This is a genomic window from Enterobacter sp. BNK-8 (assembly GCF_048685095.1).
GTDB classification, from domain to species: domain Bacteria; phylum Pseudomonadota; class Gammaproteobacteria; order Enterobacterales; family Enterobacteriaceae; genus Enterobacter; species Enterobacter quasiroggenkampii.
Genome location: NZ_JBLQTN010000001.1, coordinates 3,934,197 through 3,953,051 on the forward strand (window position 1 = coordinate 3,934,197; position 18,855 = coordinate 3,953,051).

The window sequence follows — 18,855 nt, forward strand, 5'->3', positions numbered from 1 at the left end:
GGGGGACGGTTCGTATTACTTGTTAACGAACTCTTCACCCAGGGTGATATCTTTCTTCAGCGTATCCAGCATGCCTTCCATCGCGTGTTGCTCAAACGCGCTCAGCTTGCCAATGGATTTACGCTCTTCGATACCATTTTTACCCAGCAGCAGCGGCTGAGAGAAGAAGCGAGCGTGTTCGCCATCGCCTTCAACGTAAGCGCATTCAACAACGCCTTTCTCGCCCTGCAGCGCGCGAACCAGTGACAGACCGAAACGTGCAGCCGCCTGGCCCATAGACAGAGTTGCAGAACCGCCACCCGCCTTCGCTTCCACCACTTCGGTGCCCGCGTTCTGGATGCGTTTGGTCAGGTCAGCCACTTCCTGCTCGGTGAAGCTTACGCCTGGGATCTGCGACAGCAGAGGCAGAATGGTAACGCCAGAGTGACCGCCGATGACCGGCACTTCCACTTCTGTTGGCTGTTTGCCCTTCAGCTCAGCAACGAAGGTATTGGAGCGGATGATATCCAGCGTGGTCACGCCGAACAGTTTGTTTTTGTCGTAAACGCCCGCTTTCTTCAACACTTCTGCCGCGATAGCAACGGTGGTGTTCACCGGGTTAGTGATGATACCGATGCATGCTTTCGGGCAGATTTCTGCAATCTGCTGCACCAGGTTTTTCACGATGCCCGCGTTGACGTTGAACAGGTCTGAACGATCCATGCCTGGCTTACGCGCCACGCCTGCAGAAATCAGCACCACGTCGGCACCCTGCAGTGCAGGACGCGCATCTTCACCGGAGAAGCCTTTGATTTTTACAGCAGTTGGGATGTGGCTCAGGTCAACCGCCACACCTGGGGTTACCGGAGCAATATCGTACAGGGAGAGTTCTGAGCCTGAAGGCAGTTGGGTTTTCAGTAGTAGGGCAAGCGCCTGGCCGATACCACCAGCAGCGCCGAGGACTGCGACTTTCATCCTAAACTCCTTATTATGGTTAACTTAAGTATCTGTAAATCCGTTGCGGCGACCATAATTCAGCAAGTAAATAATTACAATTTTCGTAGCTAAAGAATTTGAGGTCACGCGACTTTATCTCTCTTCAGAAGACGCTCTGACGACAGACGGCGACGAATTAAGAGGTGGTTACAATACACCCTGCCCCGCCACCAAAACAACATCATTTTGATAACATTTAATTTACTTTTAAGCTTATTTGCGCGGCGTGACCCAGGCATGTTTTCTGATAACGAATTCTGATAAAATCACTCCCTTTCATAACATTATTTCAGCCTGGCGCTGAGTAGATAATTTGCATAAAAATTCATCCACATGCATAATAATGTTGTTTCTATCGTCATATTCCGGGTGACTTATGCGAAGCTCGTCTAAGCAAGAAGAATTAGTCAAGGCGTTTAAAGCGCTACTTAAAGAAGAGAAATTCAGTTCTCAGGGAGAAATTGTTCAGGCGCTGCAGGAACAAGGCTTCGATAACATCAATCAGTCGAAAGTCTCCCGCATGTTAACGAAATTTGGCGCGGTGCGTACCCGTAACGCCAAGATGGAGATGGTCTATTGCCTGCCGGCGGAACTTGGCGTGCCGACCACCTCCAGCCCGCTGAAGAATCTGGTTCTGGATATCGACTACAACGACGCCGTTGTGGTGATCCACACAAGCCCTGGGGCCGCACAGCTGATTGCCCGCATGCTGGACTCGTTGGGTAAAACAGAAGGCATCCTCGGGACTATCGCCGGCGATGACACCATCTTTACCACGCCGGCTAGCGGTTTCTCCGTTAAAGATCTCCACGAAGCGATTCTGGTTCTGTTCGAACAGGAACTCTAATCCCCTTTCCCCGTAGCGCCGCTGCGGGGATCGTTCTGCCCCCACGCCGTTTCCCCCTCTTTTCCACTGCCCCTGACTTTGACAAATAGTGCTTTTTACCACCCATTAACATTCATCTGGTGAATGCTAAATCAAAAAATCGCACAAAAAATCAAAAGCTGATATCCATATGATTTTATTAGATATAACCAACATAAATGCGCAAAAAATGCCCAATATTATGCAATTTGGTTATAAAAAACTGAGTGGTTAACACGTAATAACAATAGAAACCATTAGTCTGGTATTAATTTTTACCGTTATTAGTGTATACTTGATTTTGTGATGAGGGTCACGAAACAAGACCCCACTAAAAAATTCGACGAGGTAAAAATCATGAAAATCAAATCAACTGTAGCGGCGCTGAGCGTCCTGTCTGTCCTGTCATTCGGTGCTTTCGCGGCTGACGCTATCAATGCTGATCAGGCGCAATCACGCGAGACCATCGGTACGGTTTCTGTCGGCGCGGTCGGCACATCGCCAATGGACATGCGTGAGATGCTGAACAAAAAAGCGGAAGAAAAGGGTGCGTCATCCTACCGCATCATCGAAGCGCGTTCTGGTGCCCACTGGCACGCCACCGCTGAGCTGTACAAATAAGTTTGAGCAATAACTGAAAACGTAAATCTCCACTCAACGGCACCAGGCATAAAAATAGCGGTTCAACCCTTCTCGCCGTTGAGCAAAAACCCTATTCAGGAGTAAAGACTATGAAAACCAAATTGATCATCGCAACCCTCGGTCTGGCATCTGTTCTCTCTTTCGGCGCAAGCGCAGCCGTACAGCAGGTGAATGCCGACCAGGCACAAAATCTGCAGCCTATGGGCAGCATCTCCGTGACGTCTGTTACCGGCTCTCCGATGGATATCCGTCACGAACTGGCTGCCAAAGCTGAAAAAGCAGGTGCCAGCAGCTATCGCGTCACCGAACTGAATCAGGGTGACCACTGGCATGCAACTGCAGAACTGTATAAATAAACCCTCGTCGTATCTCATCATACGACTTGCCCCTGGCCTCATAGTCAGGGGCTTTTTTCATTCAGTGCCGCGCGTTAAAACGCAGCTGCCCTTCCAGCTCTTCTTCCGCTTCATCGAACAGTAATATCAGTGCGCCAAAGCGTCTGCGCAGCTTATCGGGCAAATGAATGAACTCAATTTCCAGCGGTAGCGGCAGCAGACTCCCGGTCACCACGTCCCACAGCGTATCCAGATTCGTCACGCTTTCCCGTTCAAGATCAAACACCCGGATAAATTCACGGTAGAAGTCTTCCTGACTGTCGATCTCGTCAAAATCAAAAGTATAGGTTTTCATTGCCAGCCACCCAGTCCAGGCGAGCGGCAGATGCCGCCCTGTCTATTATAATCCCCCGATGTGAAGGGTTTTCACTTCCAGGTACTCTTCCAGGCCCAGCACGGAGCCCTCACGACCCAGGCCTGACTCTTTTACGCCGCCAAAGGGCCCCAGTTCCGTGGAGACGGCACATTCGTTAATGCCGATCATCCCACTCTCGATCGCCTGGGAAACGCGGAAAACACGTGAGAGATTCTGGGTGTAGAAGTAAGCCGCCAGCCCATAGGGCGTATTGTTGGCGCGCTGGATAACTTCATCTTCCGAGGTGAAACGGAAACATGCCGCAACCGGGCCAAACGTCTCTTCTTCTGCCAGCTTCATGCCTTCATGGCAGTCGCCCAGCACGGTTGGCATCCAGAAATTCCCGCCAAGCGGATGGGGCTTACCCCCTGCCAGTACGGTTGCCCCCCGAGAGACGGCATCGTCGACATGCTCACGCACCTTGTCGACCGCAGCAGATTCAATCAGCGGCCCGACGACAACGCCCTCGTCAAGGCCATTCCCCACCTTGAGCGCTTTCACGGCATCGGCCAGTTTATTCACAAACTTGTCGTAGACGGTTTCCTGAATATAAAAACGGTTCACGCTGACGCAGACCTGCCCGGCATTGCGGAACTTGTTGGCAATCGCCCCCTTCACCGCCGCGTCGATGTCTGCATCCTCAAAAACGATATACGGGGCATTTCCCCCCAGCTCCATCGAGACTTTCTTCATGGTTTCGGCAGCATTACGCACCAGCGTTTTGCCGACGGAGGTCGAGCCGGTAAAGGAGATTTTACGCACGTCGCGGCTTGCCATGATCGCATCGCTGATTTCATGCGTATTCCCGGCCACGGCGTTGAGCACGCCGTCGGGCACGCCAGCCTGTTTTGCCAGGGTAAGCAGCGCAAAGGCACTGAGCGGCGTGTTATTGGCCGGTTTGATCACTCCGGTACACCCTGCAGCCAGCGCCGGGCCTAACTTGCGGGTGAGCATGGCCATCGGAAAGTTCCACGGCGTTATCGCCGCGACCACACCAATGGGTTCACGGGTCGCCAGAATGCGCGAGCCGGGTTTGATCGGCGGAATAATTTCACCGTTCGCGCGCTTGGCCTCTTCGGCAAACCACTGGATAAAGCTGGCAGCGTACTCCACCTCGCCTTCGGCCTCTTTCAGCGGCTTACCCTGCTCGGTGGTCATTAACTGCCCGAGCCAGCTTTTATTCTCAATGATCAGTTCGTACCAGCGATAAAGAATCGCCGAGCGCTCTTTCGCGGTTTTGGCACGCCAGGCCGGGAAGGCTTTGGTGGCCGCTGCGATAGCATCTTCGGTTTGTGCTTTACCCGCTTTGGCGACTTTCGCGATGACTTCCCCGGTTGCGGGGTTAAGCACATCGAAGGTCGTGTCCAGCGTTTTCCAGATTCCGTTGACCAGATAACCGGTCTGAAAAAGGATGTGATCCTGAAGCGCCTGGGTCGTCATGTGTCCTCCCTTCCTGAAATGTAAGAACGTGCTGGAATAAGTATAGCCACAAAAAAACCGACGCTTTTGGCGTCGGTTTTTTTACTTCGGTCAGCTATCCGTGAGGGCATTCTGGTAGCGATGCAGCATCAACACCAGCCGTCCTACCGGCTCGGTCACCTGTGGCGGCGCTTCCCAGGTTTTAAGCTTCTCCTGGTAGATATCCAGCTCTTCAAGCAGTTGCGTAAAGTAGCGACGTCGTTTGTCATCACTGCTGGCGGAAAGCACGTGGTCAGCGGTACGACGCAGCTGGCGGTGCCAGGCCGACAGATCGTCGTTGATCGGCACCGGTGCGTTACGCAGACGCTGATGTGCAATGATCATGGTCAGCGCCAGCCGGAACTTGCCGATATCGCCCGGAAACTTGTTCAGCAGTAAAAACAGCTGCTGGTAGAGCGCGGGCAGATGGTTCTCTTTACGGCGCGCGGTGTTGGTTGTCATCGACGACACGGCGGCCGACACAAACTGGTTCAACAGCACGCGGCCCGTTCTTGCCTGCGAATTATCGCGGACCAGCAGAATCACCATCATTGCCAGGAAACAGCCCACCAGCTGACCTAACGCGCTGTCGAGGAACTGGCTGAAATGGAAGGTCATCGGGTTATCGAGCACGATGATGTTAATCGTACTCGCCAGCGCCCCCAGCGATCCCAGACGTCGCTTTTGCACTTCAATGCCGATAAAGAACGCCATTACCGCCAGGCTAATACAGAGCAGCAGCATGCTCTGCTGCGTCGACGGGATGATGACCAGAAAGTAGAGCGCGCCTATCGGCAGGGCGGCAATGGTGCCGTACAGGAAATCGATGGCGACCATACGCGGATTAGGCAGACGCATCGCCAGTGCGGTCACGACGGCAATCATCACCATCGCGCCGCTGCCGGACGTCCAGCCCGTCCACAGCCAGAACAGCGTGCCGAGCATACAGGCGAGCGTCGTACGCCAGAAGTTAACCATCGCGTGATGGCGCTCGGCGGATTCCGCCTTGATCACCACTTCGCCCTGCAGCACCTCTTCTTCCGCCGCGCTGATTTTGGTATTTCCGATCACGCCGCGTTTCAGCAGCAGGTAGCGCGTCGCGGCGCCGACCCAGGTGTAGATGGTTACCGGCGTGTCGCGCTCCCCTGTCCAGGCGATCACCCTGCGCATACGCTTCAGCTGCTTGTGCACGTCCTGCACCGTTTCCACCGGCTCGGCGAACAGTTCGCGGAAGGTATCGGTGACCGCTTCCGGGCGCGTGTTCTGTATCAGATAGGTTTCACATGCCTGGGTAATCAGCGTTAACGAGACCGTATTAAGAGCTTTCAGACGACGGTTAGCGCGGGCCCAGCGTGACGACTCCATATTGAGATTGCTGCGCATCCCCTCCAGCGCCTGCGTGCGGCGAACCAGCCCGCTCCAGGCTTTATCCACCTCTTCGCTGTCGCCGTGCTTGATGCAGAGCTGCATCAGCTGGTACTGAGCGACAATCAGCGCGTCAAGCTCTCGATCGACTTCCTGCTTGATGGAGCGCGGGGAGAACAGCAGGTCCGCGACAATCGCACTCACGATACCAATGACAATTTCGCTGCATCGCTCCACCGCAAACTGCGGAGCCAGCAGCGGCTCGGACTGGATGGTGATGATAATAATCAGCGCGGTATAGCCCGCCAGCCCCCAGGCGTAGGAGTTCTCCACTTTCACCAGAGACGAGATCCAGGTGCAAAAGCCCGCCCAGATACAGCACACCATCAGCATCAGCAACGGTGTGCGGATCATCAGAATAATAATGGTGAGCGCCGCGAAACAGCCGATAAACGTCCCGATGATACGCAGCATCCCGCGATAGCGGATCGCGCCTGAATAGGGTTCCCCACCCGCAGCAAAGGCCGGGCCCGCCGCGACAATCGCAGCCGTCAGCACTGCCCAGCGAGGGGTTTCAAGCTGGAAGTGAAAGCCAACAAACAGCGCCAGCACAATGGCACACGCCAGCTTCACGGCGAAGCGAATGTGCTGGCTGGCGATGGAAAAGATGCCCATAGCGATTAACCAAACTCGCGCAGACGGTGGGCGATTTTACGGAAGAACGAGTCCTGGCTGGCATCCCGATCTTTTTCACCGGTAATCACCACCGTCGCCGTGGTACCCGCAGGCCACAGGTTGCCCTGCTGTTCGTCCAGATGGATACGGACCGGCACGCGCTGGGCCAGACGCACCCACTCGAGATTGGAATCCACCGTTGCCATTCCTTTTGCATCGTTCGAACTGCTGGAGTTGGTCACCCCCGCGGCGACGCTGTCGACGGTACCTTTAAAGACGCGGTTGCTGCCCAGCGGCGTGATTTCTGCCCGGTAGCCCGGACGTACGCCTTCCAGCTTGGTCTCTTCCATATAGGCGAGTACGTAGAAGGAGTTCTGTTTCACCAGCGCCACGGCGGTTGAGCCACGGGTAATAAATTCCCCGGCATACACATTAAGGTTGGTCACCCAGCCATCAGACGGCGCGCGGATCACGGTACGCTCCAGATCGAGCTTCGCCAGATCGCGCGTTGCTTGTGCTTTCGCCAGCTGGTGCAGCACGGTTTGCAGCACGTTGTTGGACTGATCAATCTCTTCACGGGACATTGCCTGAACGCCAAGCTGGTTACGGCGGCCAGCTTCGCGGCGTTTCTCCGCAGCCAGCGCCTGGTAATAGGCCACGTCCGCTTCCGCCTCTTCCAGTGCTTTCTGGTAACGAGGCTGGTCGATGGTGAACAGAACCTGATCTTTTTTCACCAGTTGGTTATCGTGTACGTTGACCGCCGTGATGAGACCGGCCACGTCAGGGGCGATCGCCACCACATCGGCGCTGAAGCGTGCATCACGCGTCCACGGTGATTCGGTGTAATAGACCCAGGCGCGGAAAATAGCGATGAAGGCGAGGATAACCAGCGCCATGGTGATGGCAGTGCGGGAGATTTTTCTTGTTAGCGTTTTCACATCAACCTCAGACAAACATGCGCGATATAAGGTAGAACAGGCAGCAATACAGCGCGGTATTGAACAATGCAGGGTGCCAGACGAAATCGTAGATCCCGGTAGGGACCAGCACCTTGCGCACCAGCCAGAAGATCGCCAGTGATAAAAGAAGCTCGAAAAATATCGGTGGGAAGGACAAACCGAACACCACGATAACGGGAAACAGACTCATGTTGACCTTGATTAGAGAGAGTGCAGGCTTCAGAATTTTTTAGCGCACGCCATCGCAGGAGAGCAAGAAACGCCGGGCGAGAATGGCGCAGCCGTTATGTAATAAATAATATATTAACGTAACTGTTATGCTGTTATCTATAATATGTGATCTAAATCACTTTTAAGCCAGAGTGAACAATGGAACGTTTAAAACGCATGTCAGTCTTCGCCAAAGTGGTTGAACTGGGCTCCTTTACCGCCGCTGCACGCCAGCTTCAGATGAGCGTCTCATCCATCAGCCAGACGGTGTCTAAACTGGAAGATGAGCTTCAGGTCAAGCTGCTCAACCGCAGTACCCGCAGCATTGGGCTGACGGAAGCGGGCAAAATTTACTATCAGGGCTGTCGCCGTATGCTGCTTGAAGTGCAGGATGTTCACGAACAGCTCTACGCCTTCAACAACACCCCCATCGGCACGCTGCGCATCGGGTGTTCTTCAACTATGGCACAAAATGTTCTCGCTGCCATGACGGCGGATATGCTGAAAGAGTATCCCGGGCTTACCGTTAATCTGGTGACGGGTATCCCGGCGCCGGATCTGATAGCCGACGGTCTGGACGTGGTGATCCGCGTCGGCGCGCTGCAGGATTCCAGCCTGTTCTCGCGTCGGCTGGGCAGCATGCCGATGGTCGTCTGCGCTTCGAAGAGCTATCTGGCCCAGTACGGTGTGCCGGAGAAACCCGCCGACCTCACCAACCACTCGTGGCTGGAGTACAGCGTGCGGCCCGACAATGAATTTGAGCTGATTGCCCCGGAGGGGATCTCCACCCGACTGCTGCCGGAAGGACGGTTTGTCACCAACGATCCGATGACCATTTCGCGCTGGCTGGTAGCCGGCGCCGGGATCGCCTACGTGCCGCTGATGTGGGTGATCAACGAGATCAACAGCGGCGTACTGGAGATCCTCTTCCCGCGCTACCAGTCCGATCCGCGTCCGGTGTACGCCCTGTATACCGAAAAAGACAAGCTTCCGCTGAAAGTCCAGGTATGTATTAACTATCTGACCGAGTATTTTGTGGACGTGGCGGAGCTGTTTCAGGGGATGCGGGGAAGAAGAAAGGAATAATCAATTTATTTCTTAACGCATAGAGGCAATGAATATTCCCAGGATGAATCTCTTGTTGATTCAGGAATATTCCTTCGCCACTATCAGGAATAGAGAATTGACACTGCCGCTACCAGCCCATTACTTTATATGTAGTCTGCTCGTCAGACTGTTATTAATTTGTTGCTGATATGAATAATAAAATGTATTCCGCAGGATGACGTTAAACAAGGAAAAGAAATGAATCTATTTGAACAAACACCGCCTTCACGCAGGCGCTATGGACTCGCCGCGTTCATCGGTTTAATTGCAGGGATTGTCTCCGCGTTTGTCAAATGGGGAGCCGAAGTACCGCTTCCGCCACGCAGCCCCTCCGACTTATTCACCGGCGCATGTGGACCCGAGCAATTAATAAGAGCCGCAAGCGAGATTGACTGTTCCCGCAATTTTTTAAACCCTCCCTATGTATTTTTACGCGACTGGCTGGGCGTTGTTGATCCTAACGCGGCAGTTTATACATTTGCCGGACATATATTTAACTGGGTTGGCGTGACGCATATTATTTTCTCAATCGTCTTCGCTGTTGGCTATTGTGTCGTGGCTGAAGTCTTCCCGAAAATTAAACTCTGGCAGGGTTTGCTGGCGGGTGCGTTAGCTCAGCTCTTTGTGCATATGATCTCCTTCCCGCTGATGGGGCTGACGCCGCCGCTGTTTGAGCTGCCGTGGTATGAACACGTTTCAGAGATCGTAGGCCATCTGGTCTGGTTCTGGTCGATCGAAATTATTCGTCGTGACTTGCGTAACCGCATCACACACGAGCCGGATCCGGAGATACCGCTGGGTAACTTACGTTAAAAAAAAGGCGCTACATCAGTAGCGCCATTTTTTTATGCCCATTCAGGTCAGGCAGTGCCGCCTACCGTCAGGTTGTCCACTTTCAGCGTTGGCTGGCCCACGCCCACCGGCAGGCTCTGGCCCTCTTTACCGCAGACGCCCACGCCGTTATCCAGCTTCAGATCGTTACCGACCATCGAGATCTGCTGCATGGCTTCAATACCGGAGCCAATCAGCGTCGCACCTTTCACCGCTTTGGTCACTTTGCCCTTCTCAATCAGGTACGCTTCTGAGGTAGAGAAGACAAACTTACCGGAGGTGATGTCCACCTGGCCACCGCCAAAGTTTGGCGCAAAGATACCGTAATCAACGGATTCGATAATCTCCTGCGGCGTGGATTTGCCCGGCAGCATATACGTATTGGTCATGCGCGGCATCGGCAGGTGCGCGTAAGATTCGCGACGTCCGTTGCCCGTCGGCGCAACGCCCATCAGGCGCGCGTTGAGTTTGTCCTGCATGTAGCCTTTCAGCACGCCGTTTTCAATCAGCACATTGTACTGACCTGGCGTACCTTCATCGTCGATAGCCACCGAGCCACGACGGTCAAGCATGGTGCCGTCATCCACCACGGTACACAGCTCAGAGGAGACGAGTTGCCCGATCTGACCGCTGAACACGGACGTCCCGCGACGGTTAAAATCGCCTTCCAGACCGTGGCCCACCGCCTCGTGTAATAGCACACCCGGCCAGCCGGCACCCAGCACCACCGGGAATGACCCCGCCGGTGCCGCGACGGCATTCAGATTCACCAGCGCCATACGCACGGCTTCTTTTGCCCACGCGTCAGCGCGCGCTTCACCGTCAACGTCGCCCAGGAACCAGTCATAGCCAAAACGACCGCCGCCGCCGCTTGAGCCGCGCTCGCGTTTGCCGTCCTCATCGACCTGCACGCTGATGGAGAGACGCACCAGCGGACGGACATCAGCCGCCAGGGTGCCGTCGGTTGCCGCCACCAGAATCAGTTCATACACACCGCTCAGGCTGGCTGAGACTTCCTGCACGCGTTTGTCCGCCGCGCGGGCGACTTTGTCCACGCGACGCAGAATATCCAGCTTCTCTTCACGGCTCATGCTCTGCAGCGGATCGATGCTGGTATAGAGCGCAGAGTGCTGCACTTCTCCCAGCGTTTTCACACGTCCATCACCGGTATCACGCACAATGGTGCGCGCCGCCTGCGCGCTCTGCTCAAGTGCGGCGAGGCTAATCTGATCCGCATAGGCAAAACCGGTTTTCTCGCCGCTGACGGCGCGGACGCCGACGCCCTGGTCAATGTTGTAAGAGCCATCTTTGATGATGCTGTCTTCTAAAACCCAGGATTCGTGATAGCTCGACTGGAAATAAAGGTCGCCGTAGTCGAGACGGCGTTCGGTCAGTTGACCAAGAATGGAGAACAGGTCCTGATGGCTCAGGCCGTTCGCTGCGAGCAAATGTTCACTTACCAGGTTCAGACTCATCGTATTGCTACTCGTTCGTTGCCGCCCGTGGCGGTATAAAGATCGTATTTATTGAGAGTGAGGCAATTACCTGCCCACGTCAAATCATTGCTGTGCATCTTTGCGCGGCTGGCGCAGCACCTCGTTAATCTGCGGTTTATCGATCGGACCGGTAATGCGGTAGCGCAGAATGGAGACCTTGCTCCACAGCGGCCCCAGCACTTTGCTGGCGGCAAACACCGCCGCGCCGACAATCGGGTTCACCACAAAGGCCGCCGCAACGCCCACGCTCGCGGAAATTTCCGGTGCCACCACGGCTTCCATATCCAGCTCGCGGCGCACGAGGTTAACGGAGCCTTTCATGGCAATGTCCGCTTCCAGGCCATCCACCAGCGTATCGTCCGTATGCAGAACGCCGTCCTTGATCCACGCCGTACTGCGGATGGAATCGTAGTAGAACCCTTCGCTGAAGGTATCGCTGAAATCGAAGCGCAGCTTGCGCAGCAGCGCATCAAAGCTGAGGAGGCGCAGGATCTGGCCGGCGCGCCCCGTACTCACGTCGGCGATCTCACCTTTGCCGAAGTGGGTTTTCAAAATGCCATTAAGCGAGGCCTCATCCGGCTTCCACGGTGCGTCGCGCCAGTGAAGATCGTAATTAACGTCAAATGACGAACCGCGCAGCGGCGTGCTGATGCCAAAGAAATTGGCTGCTGCATCCAGTTTGTTGCCTTTAATGTCGCCCTTGAGGGACGTCCGCTGCTCGCCCGGATTATTCACCCATTCCCCGCCCGCCGTCATGCGGCCAAAGCCGGTATCAACCAGGCCGCCCGAGAGCGTAAGCGTGTTTCCCTGGATGGCAAAATCACCGTCGATGCGGCCATATTTCTGCCCCCACAGCCAGCACTCTGCACAGCGCAGCTGGAGATCGGGCCAGCCGCTAAAATCGACGCGGGAGATTTGACTCAGCGGCGACGTCGCAGCCGGTTTGTCTTTCCCGCTCGCGGCGCTTGCCGGGTTGTAGTAGAGGTAGCGGATCGCCGCCTGCCACGGCGCGTGATTGCGCATGGTCAGCGTACCGTTGATCTCTCTGCCCTGGGCTTCCACCTTCGTACCGTTAGCGCCAGGCTGTGAGACAATGCTCAGGTTGTTCCACTGCTGCCCGCCGAGCATTAGCGACGGCGTGCGTACGGTAATGGCTTGCGGGAACTGGGCGGTTTCATCGACGTTTTGCCCAACGCCTTTCTGGAACAGCGCCAGCCACTCTGCACCGTCCATCGGCGGAAGATTCAGCTCAATGCCCGCCTGTTCCGGCAGCGGTGGCGTGGAGCGGCTATCCGTCGTCCAGATGGCTTTGTCGAGGGTGAGCTTGCGGTTAAGCAACCAGCGACTGTTGAAGTGGTTCGTCCCGCCCGCGCTGCCGGTCAGCGCGAAGCTGTTCAGGTTGCCATCCACGTTCAGCTTCACCGGCAGCGGCTGTCCGGCCTGTTTATCCAGCGGCGCAGGCAGCTGGCTGTGAAGGTTTTTCAGATCGCCCGTGATGTCGACCTTGTACTGCGCGCCCGCGTGATAAGGCAGGTCTATTGCCACTTTACCTTTCCAGGCGACTGCGCCCTCCACGGACGCCTCAATCGGCTTCGGCAGGATGTCCATTCGCGCTGGCTGCCAGTTGCCGTCGAGATTGACGGCCACCTGATACGCCTTTTCACCCTCTGTGGTCGTGAAGTCGATATTCACGGGCTGATTAAACCAGCTGGCGGTAAGCGGTTCGCTCTTCAGGTTGCCGTTCTCAAAGCTGAACTGCCCGCTGAGATTTTTCAGGGTGCTCTCAAGGGGTTTGATGTACAGACTGTTGTTCTTCAGACGGACGTCGCCTTTCGCGGTGGTCATCTCACCGTCCAGCGGGATATCAAGATGTAAGCGAGCATTCACATCGCCATCAAGCTGGAGCTGCTGAAGCGTCGCGGCCAGTGACTCTTTCAGAGGGGTCTCCTCAAAGTACGGTCCCACCGCCTTGCCGGGACCGTTGATGTCGGCATCAATCAGCAGCTTCTCTTTTGAGTAGTCCGGAATGTTGGCCGTCAGGTTGCTGGCCGTCACGCCGCCCAGCGCCACGCTGTCGGACTTCATCCACAGGCCGTCATTGAGGAAATTAAGTTCGATATCCAGGTTTTTCAGCGCGGGCCAGCCCGGCTGGAACGCGAAAGTGGCGTCATGCAGCGGCACCAGAACCTGGAACTGACCTTCATTATGTTTATACGGGAACAGATGCGGATTACCGCCGTAAACCAGCGTGGCATTATCCGCCTGACCGCCCTGAATCGCACCGCTCAGATAGTCTACCAGCGCTTTCCCCATCAGGTTTTCCGGGAAATAGCGCCAGGCCTGTGAGCCGTCATCGGTACTGATCCCGGCCAGAATCCCCAGCCACGGCTCATCCCCTTCAGGCTGCAAATAGCGGAAATCGCCGCGCGCATGCACCGCTTTCGCTTTGACGTCGATATGCCGGCCATCGAGCTGGAAACCCTTGTCGTTACGGAGCCAGTTAAGCACTGCGTTGCCCTGTTCGATTTCCAGCGGCGCGCGGAAGACCGTCTCGTAAGGCATTTTGGCGTCGTGCATATCAACCGTCAGCCTGCCGTTCTCCACGCTGCCTTCCAGCTTGCCGCTAAAGTGCTCCGCACCCGGCAACAGCTTCCACTGCTTCCAGGCAAGATCTTTCCATGTCGCCTGGAAACGGGTTTTTTCCGTCGCCTGAAGCGGAATATCCAGCGCCAGAGAATCAATCTTTCCGCTCGGCTGCGTAGCCAGCCAGATCTCGCCCAGGTCAGGAGAAAGCTTTGCCGCCATCGAGCGCAGCCCTTCAATAGCGGCCAAATCCAGGTTACTGGCACGGATACGCAGCTCGTCGCTGCGTTTACTGGCCGTGCCGCCAACGTCCTGCTCCGGCATCCAGGCCAGCGTCAGCGCACCGCGCGGCCACGGCTTGCCGTCCATCGTGATGCGCGTATCGGGAATGGCAAACTGCCAGCCCTCTCTCTCCTGCGTCACGTGCGCGGTGAGGTTATCGACGGAAAGCTGATGCTGCTGGTTTTCACCTTTCCAGCTCGCGCCTCCCTGCTTGAGCCAGATATCGCCGCTGGCAAATTCGCCTTTCGTCAGGGTCAACCAGCCTTCAAGACTGAAGCGGGCCGTTTCCAGCTGCATATTTTGCTGGAGCCAGTCGCCCAGCCACGGCTTGACGTCCACATCGTCGGCCTGCAGCCAGACTTTGCCGTTATTTAACAGGCCGTCATCGTCGCGCAGATCCATACGTACCTGCATCACGCCGTGCTGGCCGTTCAGGCTTGAGAGATTGACCTGCCCCTCGGCGCGGTGCCGATCCTTACCGTTGAGCCAGGTCAGCTGTGGGATCGCCAGCTCGGCGCGCTGGCCGGAAAGGGTAATAAAGCTCACTTCGCTGTCGCGCAGATCGAAATGATCGAACTGGCGGAGGAAAAGATCGCTGAAGCGGTTGGCTTCAAGACCCTGACCGCTATCGCCGCCAAACAGCGGCGTATTGGTCAGGAACTGGAGCTGATAAAAGGTGAGATCGCGAAACTGCCAGCGCAGATGCAGCAGGCTTTGCCAGACGTCCAGCGCCAGGGTCACGCGCTTGATTTTCAGGTAGCCGCCATCTTTCAGGCTGGCGTTGATATCCCGGACATCGAGCGTCGGGCCAAAATTCTGCCAGTTAGCGCTGACCTGGCTGACGTTCACCGGCACGCCGGTAGTGGATTCGATTTTCGCCAGTAGCTGCGGACGCCAGCTGTCCAGATGCGGTAAAACGAGGCGTAGCCCGCTCACGAGCAACGCGACAATCACGACCAGCGTTGCCCCTGTAAGCAATAAAATCCCCGGCAATCGCCTCACGCATCTCTCCTTGTCAGCATTCGTCACGCAGCGTACTGCGCTTACATCATCACGACGTCAAACTGCTCCTGGTTATAGAGCGGTTCAATTTGTACTTTTACCTGTTTGCCGACAAAGATTTCCACTTCCGCCAGCGCGTGTGACTCTTCGCCTTTCAGCGCTTCAGCCACCGCAGGGGAAGCATAGACCAGAAAACGGTCGGAGTCGTAGGCATGATGCACACGCACAATTTCACGCATGATCTCGTAACAGACGGTCTCAACCGTCTTTACCGTTCCGCGTCCATGGCAGGTTGGGCATTCATTACACAGCACATGCTCCACGCTCTCGCGGGTACGCTTACGCGTCATTTCCACCAGCCCCAGCTGTGAGAAGCCGTTGATGCTGGTTTTCACACGATCTTTACTCAGGGCCTGCTCAAGCGAGTGCAGCACGCGGCGACGATGGTCTTCATTACTCATATCGATGAAGTCGATGATGATAATGCCGCCCAGATTGCGCAGACGAAGCTGGCGCGCAATCGCCTGCGTGGCTTCGATGTTGGTGTTGAAAATGGTGTCATCCAGGTTGCGATGGCCGACGAACGCACCGGTGTTGATATCGACGGTGGTCATCGCTTCGGTCTGATCGATGATCAGATAGCCGCCGGACTTCAGCTCAACCTTACGCTCCAGAGCACGCTGGATCTCGTTTTCGACATCATAGAGATCGAAGATCGGCTGACGCCCGGTGTAGTGCTCCAGCAGGCCTGGCATCTCCGGGATATATTCGGCGGTAAACTCCAGCAACGCTTCATACGTCAGGCGAGAGTCCACGCGGATGCGGTCGAGCTGCGCGTCGGCAAAGTCACGCAGAACGCGCTGCGCCAGCGCCAGCTCACCATAGAGCTGATAGCGGGTCTGGTTGCGTTTTTTACGCTCCATCACTTTTGTCCAGACGCGCTTCAGATAAGCCGCATCCGACGCCAGGTCCTCCTCGCTGATCCCCTCCGCGGCGGTACGGATGATAAATCCGCCCTGTTCATCGCAGTAGGCGCTGACCACTTTTTTCAGACGCTCGCGCTCGCTTTCGCTCTCAATACGCTGTGAGACGCCCACGTGCGACGCGCCGGGCATAAAGACCAGATAGCGGGAAGGTAAGGTGATATCGGTGGTCAGACGGGCGCCTTTGGTGCCGAGGGGATCTTTCACCACCTGCACCATCAGATCCTGTCCCTGACGCACCAGTTCAGAAATATCGCGCACGGCAAACTGCTTTTGCTCTTCGCCCGCGACGCACTCGGTGTGCGGCATGATATCGGAAGCATGTAAAAATGCCGCCTTATCGAGTCCAATATCTACAAAAGCCGCCTGCATACCCGGTAGTACACGACTGACACGACCTTTGTAGATATTGCCTACTATTCCGCGCCGCGCTTCACGCTCAATATGAATTTCCTGAAGAATGCCACCATCAATATAGGCCACACGGGTTTCCGATGGCGTTACGTTTACCAACAATTCAGCCGTCATAATTATCCCTTCCCTCACGCAGTGAGTTAAAATTGCTCAGCAACTCATACGTTTCCACCAGCGGTAAGCCGACTACGGCGTGATAGCTGCCATGAATCTTCCTGACAAAACAGCCACCCAGCCCCTGAATACCGTATGCACCTGCTTTATCCATCGGTTCACCGCTGGCAATATAAGCGGCGATGTCGTCGTCGGTAAGTACTCTGAAGGTCACTTCCGTCACCACCAGGCAGTCCAGCACGTGCTGGCGATCGGCCAGCGCGACGGCCGTCATCACCTGATGCGTTTGTCCGGACAGCTTGCGCAGCATGCGCGCTGCATGATCGGCGTCGTGCGGTTTCTCCAGCACTTCACCGTTCAGGATAACGATGGTATCTGCCCCCAGCACAGGGAGATCGCGTGGCACACTGGCCACGCCCGCCTGCGCTTTCTCCCGCGCCAGACGTGACACGTACTGTTGAGCACTTTCACCCTCAGCACGTTGTTCTTCAATGCCGGTCACGATGCGTTCAAAAGAGACCCCTAGCTGCGTCAGGAGTTCCTGACGGCGCGGGGAGCCGGAAGCGAGATACAAAGACGTCATAGAAACCTTTTATTGCACAGCAAACTGCTGGCGAACCTTACGCATCAGCAGGAACAGCCATGGCCAGAGCACACCGTTTACTACACTACTCCAGAACACTTCCGGTCGGAAAGAGACGTTGATCACTAAAAACTCTGCCCAGAAAACAACGATATCCGCAGCGAGCGACAACAACATCACAACCAGGGCCTGTTGCCAGAGCGCAAGGTTACGGAAGAGCTGGAATTTGAGTGCGACGAGGTACGCAATAATGCTCATGGACAAGGCGCGTACACCAAGCGTTGAGCCGCTAATGAGATCCAGTATGGCACCCATCACAAAACCTGTGCCGACATTTACGCGATGCGGCAGGGCAAGGATCCAGTAGAGCAAAATGAGCAATACCCAGTTTGGCCGGAAAACGAGAATGTCATCCGGCCATGGCATCACTTGCAGCAACAGTGCAATGAGAAACGAGAGCCAGATGACCCAGCGTCCCTGGCTACGATAGCTTGCCACTACTGCCCTCCCGAAGAGAGTTTAGGCGGTGGCGGCGCATCCGGCAGCGGCTGCGTTAACCCGGTTGCCGGCGCCGGGACTGGCGCAGGCGGCCCCATGGAATCCGCAGGCGGGAGAACCTGCGGCATCATCTGCATCAGACGTTCATTTGCCACACGATGCACCTCTTCAGGCGTCATCGGGTTAGCCCCGTTACGATCGGCGCCCCACAGCAGCAGCAGATAGCGCAGACGCTGCAAACCGGCGGTTGGACGCGCCTGAATCACGGTATAGGCACGCTGCGTATCCAGCTTCACCGAAGAGACCACCGCAACCGGATAGCCTTCAGGGAAGCGGCCACCCAGACCGGAGGTCACCAGCACGTCGCCCACGCGGATATCCGTGTTGGCCGGCAGGTGTTCCAGCTGCAGGTCATCCGTACAGCCGTTCCCGGCCGCAATCACGCGGATGTCGTTGCGCAGCACCTGGATCGGCAGCGCATGCGTGGCATCACAAATCAGCAGCACGCGGCTGGTCAGTTTGGCCACGGCAACCACCTGGCCCACGACGCCTTTATCACTGATAACAGGCTGACCTTCATACACCCCGTTCACGCTCCCTTTGTCGATCACAACCTGATCGCTGTAAGGGTCGTTCACGGTGGAGATCACCTGAGTGACCATTTTCTGCTCATCCTGACGCAGCGGCGAGCCGAGCAGTTCACGCAGACGCGCATTTTCCTGCTTGTATTGCCCCAGCATCAGCAGTTCGCTGTTTTTCAGCAACAGTTCCTGACGTAATGCCCGGTTTTCGAGTTCGAGTTGGTCACGTGAAGACAGCGTTTGAGAAACGGAGTCGAGCAGTTCACGGGGACCATTGGATATAAAGTAGAAAGGACTGACGGCGGTATCCATGTACGTTCGGATCTGGCTGAACGTACCGAGGCGGCTATCGGCAATAATGACCCCAAGCGCAACCAGAACCGCCAGAATGAGGCGAAACTGTAGCGATGGGCCACGGCTAAAAATTGGCTTCATAGGCTATGCGTATTCTCGCGTCAGAGAGAAAGGGTAGCAAATTGCTA

General features: G+C 55.8%; 17 protein-coding genes. 5 read left to right on the forward strand and 12 right to left on the reverse strand.

From position 1 onward, the window contains the following. Nucleotides 1-15 precede the first annotated feature (15 nt). On the reverse strand, nucleotides 16-954 hold the full coding sequence (gene mdh / locus ACMGGU_RS19020; RefSeq protein ID WP_045910129.1) for a malate dehydrogenase: 939 nt from the start codon (nucleotides 952-954) through the stop codon (nucleotides 16-18). Nucleotides 955-1,351: 397 nt separating this feature from the next. Here mdh and argR point away from each other — a divergent pair, with 397 nt between their 5' ends. The 3 genes from argR (at nucleotide 1,352) to yhcN (ACMGGU_RS19035) (ending at nucleotide 2,838) form a co-directional block, all read left to right on the forward strand. Further along, on the forward strand, nucleotides 1,352-1,822 hold the full coding sequence (gene argR, locus ACMGGU_RS19025; protein WP_008502836.1) for a transcriptional regulator ArgR: 471 nt from the start codon (nucleotides 1,352-1,354) through the stop codon (nucleotides 1,820-1,822). A 375-nt stretch (nucleotides 1,823-2,197) separates the two neighbouring features. Next, complete coding sequence (yhcN, locus tag ACMGGU_RS19030; protein WP_045910130.1) at nucleotides 2,198-2,461, forward strand: peroxide/acid stress response protein YhcN; 264 nt, start codon at nucleotides 2,198-2,200, stop codon at nucleotides 2,459-2,461. Between the two features lie 110 nt (nucleotides 2,462-2,571). Further along, nucleotides 2,572-2,838 (forward strand): peroxide/acid stress response protein YhcN, encoded by a 267-nt coding sequence (yhcN, locus tag ACMGGU_RS19035; RefSeq protein ID WP_008502838.1) that lies wholly within the window; start codon nucleotides 2,572-2,574, stop codon nucleotides 2,836-2,838. 61 nt (nucleotides 2,839-2,899) lie between these two features. Here the strand turns inward: yhcN (ACMGGU_RS19035) and ACMGGU_RS19040 are convergent, their stop codons facing one another. From ACMGGU_RS19040 to aaeX, 5 genes are all read right to left on the reverse strand, one after another. Next, nucleotides 2,900-3,172, reverse strand: a complete 273-nt coding sequence (locus ACMGGU_RS19040) for a barstar family protein (RefSeq protein WP_008502839.1) — start codon at nucleotides 3,170-3,172, stop codon at nucleotides 2,900-2,902. Between the two features lie 45 nt (nucleotides 3,173-3,217). Further along, on the reverse strand, nucleotides 3,218-4,672 hold the full coding sequence (locus ACMGGU_RS19045) for an NAD-dependent succinate-semialdehyde dehydrogenase (RefSeq protein ID WP_032664520.1): 1,455 nt from the start codon (nucleotides 4,670-4,672) through the stop codon (nucleotides 3,218-3,220). 90 nt (nucleotides 4,673-4,762) lie between these two features. Next, the gene (gene aaeB / locus ACMGGU_RS19050) at nucleotides 4,763-6,730 is read right to left on the reverse strand and encodes a p-hydroxybenzoic acid efflux pump subunit AaeB (protein WP_252077680.1); all 1,968 of its coding nucleotides are present in this window, start codon (nucleotides 6,728-6,730) and stop codon (nucleotides 4,763-4,765) included. Between the two features lie 5 nt (nucleotides 6,731-6,735). Beyond that, nucleotides 6,736-7,668, reverse strand: a complete 933-nt coding sequence (gene aaeA, locus ACMGGU_RS19055; RefSeq protein WP_023309394.1) for a p-hydroxybenzoic acid efflux pump subunit AaeA — start codon at nucleotides 7,666-7,668, stop codon at nucleotides 6,736-6,738. Between the two features lie 7 nt (nucleotides 7,669-7,675). Next, on the reverse strand, nucleotides 7,676-7,879 hold the full coding sequence (gene aaeX / locus ACMGGU_RS19060; protein WP_003860416.1) for a p-hydroxybenzoic acid efflux pump operon protein AaeX: 204 nt from the start codon (nucleotides 7,877-7,879) through the stop codon (nucleotides 7,676-7,678). A 179-nt stretch (nucleotides 7,880-8,058) separates the two neighbouring features. On the opposite strand from aaeX, the gene aaeR reads away from it, so the two are divergent. Both aaeR and ACMGGU_RS19070 read left to right on the forward strand, forming a co-directional pair. Then, on the forward strand, nucleotides 8,059-8,985 hold the full coding sequence (aaeR, locus tag ACMGGU_RS19065; RefSeq protein ID WP_023309395.1) for an HTH-type transcriptional activator AaeR: 927 nt from the start codon (nucleotides 8,059-8,061) through the stop codon (nucleotides 8,983-8,985). Nucleotides 8,986-9,204: 219 nt separating this feature from the next. Next, complete coding sequence (locus ACMGGU_RS19070; RefSeq protein ID WP_262796594.1) at nucleotides 9,205-9,819, forward strand: YagU family protein; 615 nt, start codon at nucleotides 9,205-9,207, stop codon at nucleotides 9,817-9,819. A 47-nt stretch (nucleotides 9,820-9,866) separates the two neighbouring features. Here the strand turns inward: ACMGGU_RS19070 and tldD are convergent, their stop codons facing one another. From tldD to mreC, 6 genes are all read right to left on the reverse strand, one after another. Further along, nucleotides 9,867-11,312 carry a metalloprotease TldD gene (tldD, locus tag ACMGGU_RS19075; RefSeq protein ID WP_045910133.1) on the reverse strand — a complete coding sequence of 482 codons (1,446 nt, stop codon included), beginning with the start codon at nucleotides 11,310-11,312 and terminating at the stop codon, nucleotides 9,867-9,869. An 84-nt stretch (nucleotides 11,313-11,396) separates the two neighbouring features. Then, on the reverse strand, nucleotides 11,397-15,200 hold the full coding sequence (gene yhdP / locus ACMGGU_RS19080) for an AsmA2 domain-containing protein YhdP (protein WP_420300848.1): 3,804 nt from the start codon (nucleotides 15,198-15,200) through the stop codon (nucleotides 11,397-11,399). A 41-nt stretch (nucleotides 15,201-15,241) separates the two neighbouring features. After that, on the reverse strand, nucleotides 15,242-16,711 hold the full coding sequence (gene rng, locus ACMGGU_RS19085; RefSeq protein WP_008502847.1) for a ribonuclease G: 1,470 nt from the start codon (nucleotides 16,709-16,711) through the stop codon (nucleotides 15,242-15,244). Continuing rightward, nucleotides 16,701-17,294 carry a Maf family protein gene (locus tag ACMGGU_RS19090; protein ID WP_048028803.1) on the reverse strand — a complete coding sequence of 198 codons (594 nt, stop codon included), beginning with the start codon at nucleotides 17,292-17,294 and terminating at the stop codon, nucleotides 16,701-16,703. The genes rng and ACMGGU_RS19090 overlap by 11 nt, the downstream gene beginning before the upstream one ends. Nucleotides 17,295-17,303: 9 nt before the next feature. Beyond that, nucleotides 17,304-17,792, reverse strand: coding sequence for a rod shape-determining protein MreD (mreD, locus tag ACMGGU_RS19095; protein ID WP_023309399.1), 489 nt, complete (start codon nucleotides 17,790-17,792; stop codon nucleotides 17,304-17,306). Beyond that, nucleotides 17,792-18,808, reverse strand: a complete 1,017-nt coding sequence (gene mreC, locus ACMGGU_RS19100) for a rod shape-determining protein MreC (RefSeq protein ID WP_032650442.1) — start codon at nucleotides 18,806-18,808, stop codon at nucleotides 17,792-17,794. Before mreC ends, mreD begins: the two co-directional genes overlap by 1 nt. Nucleotides 18,809-18,855: the final 47 nt, after the last annotated feature.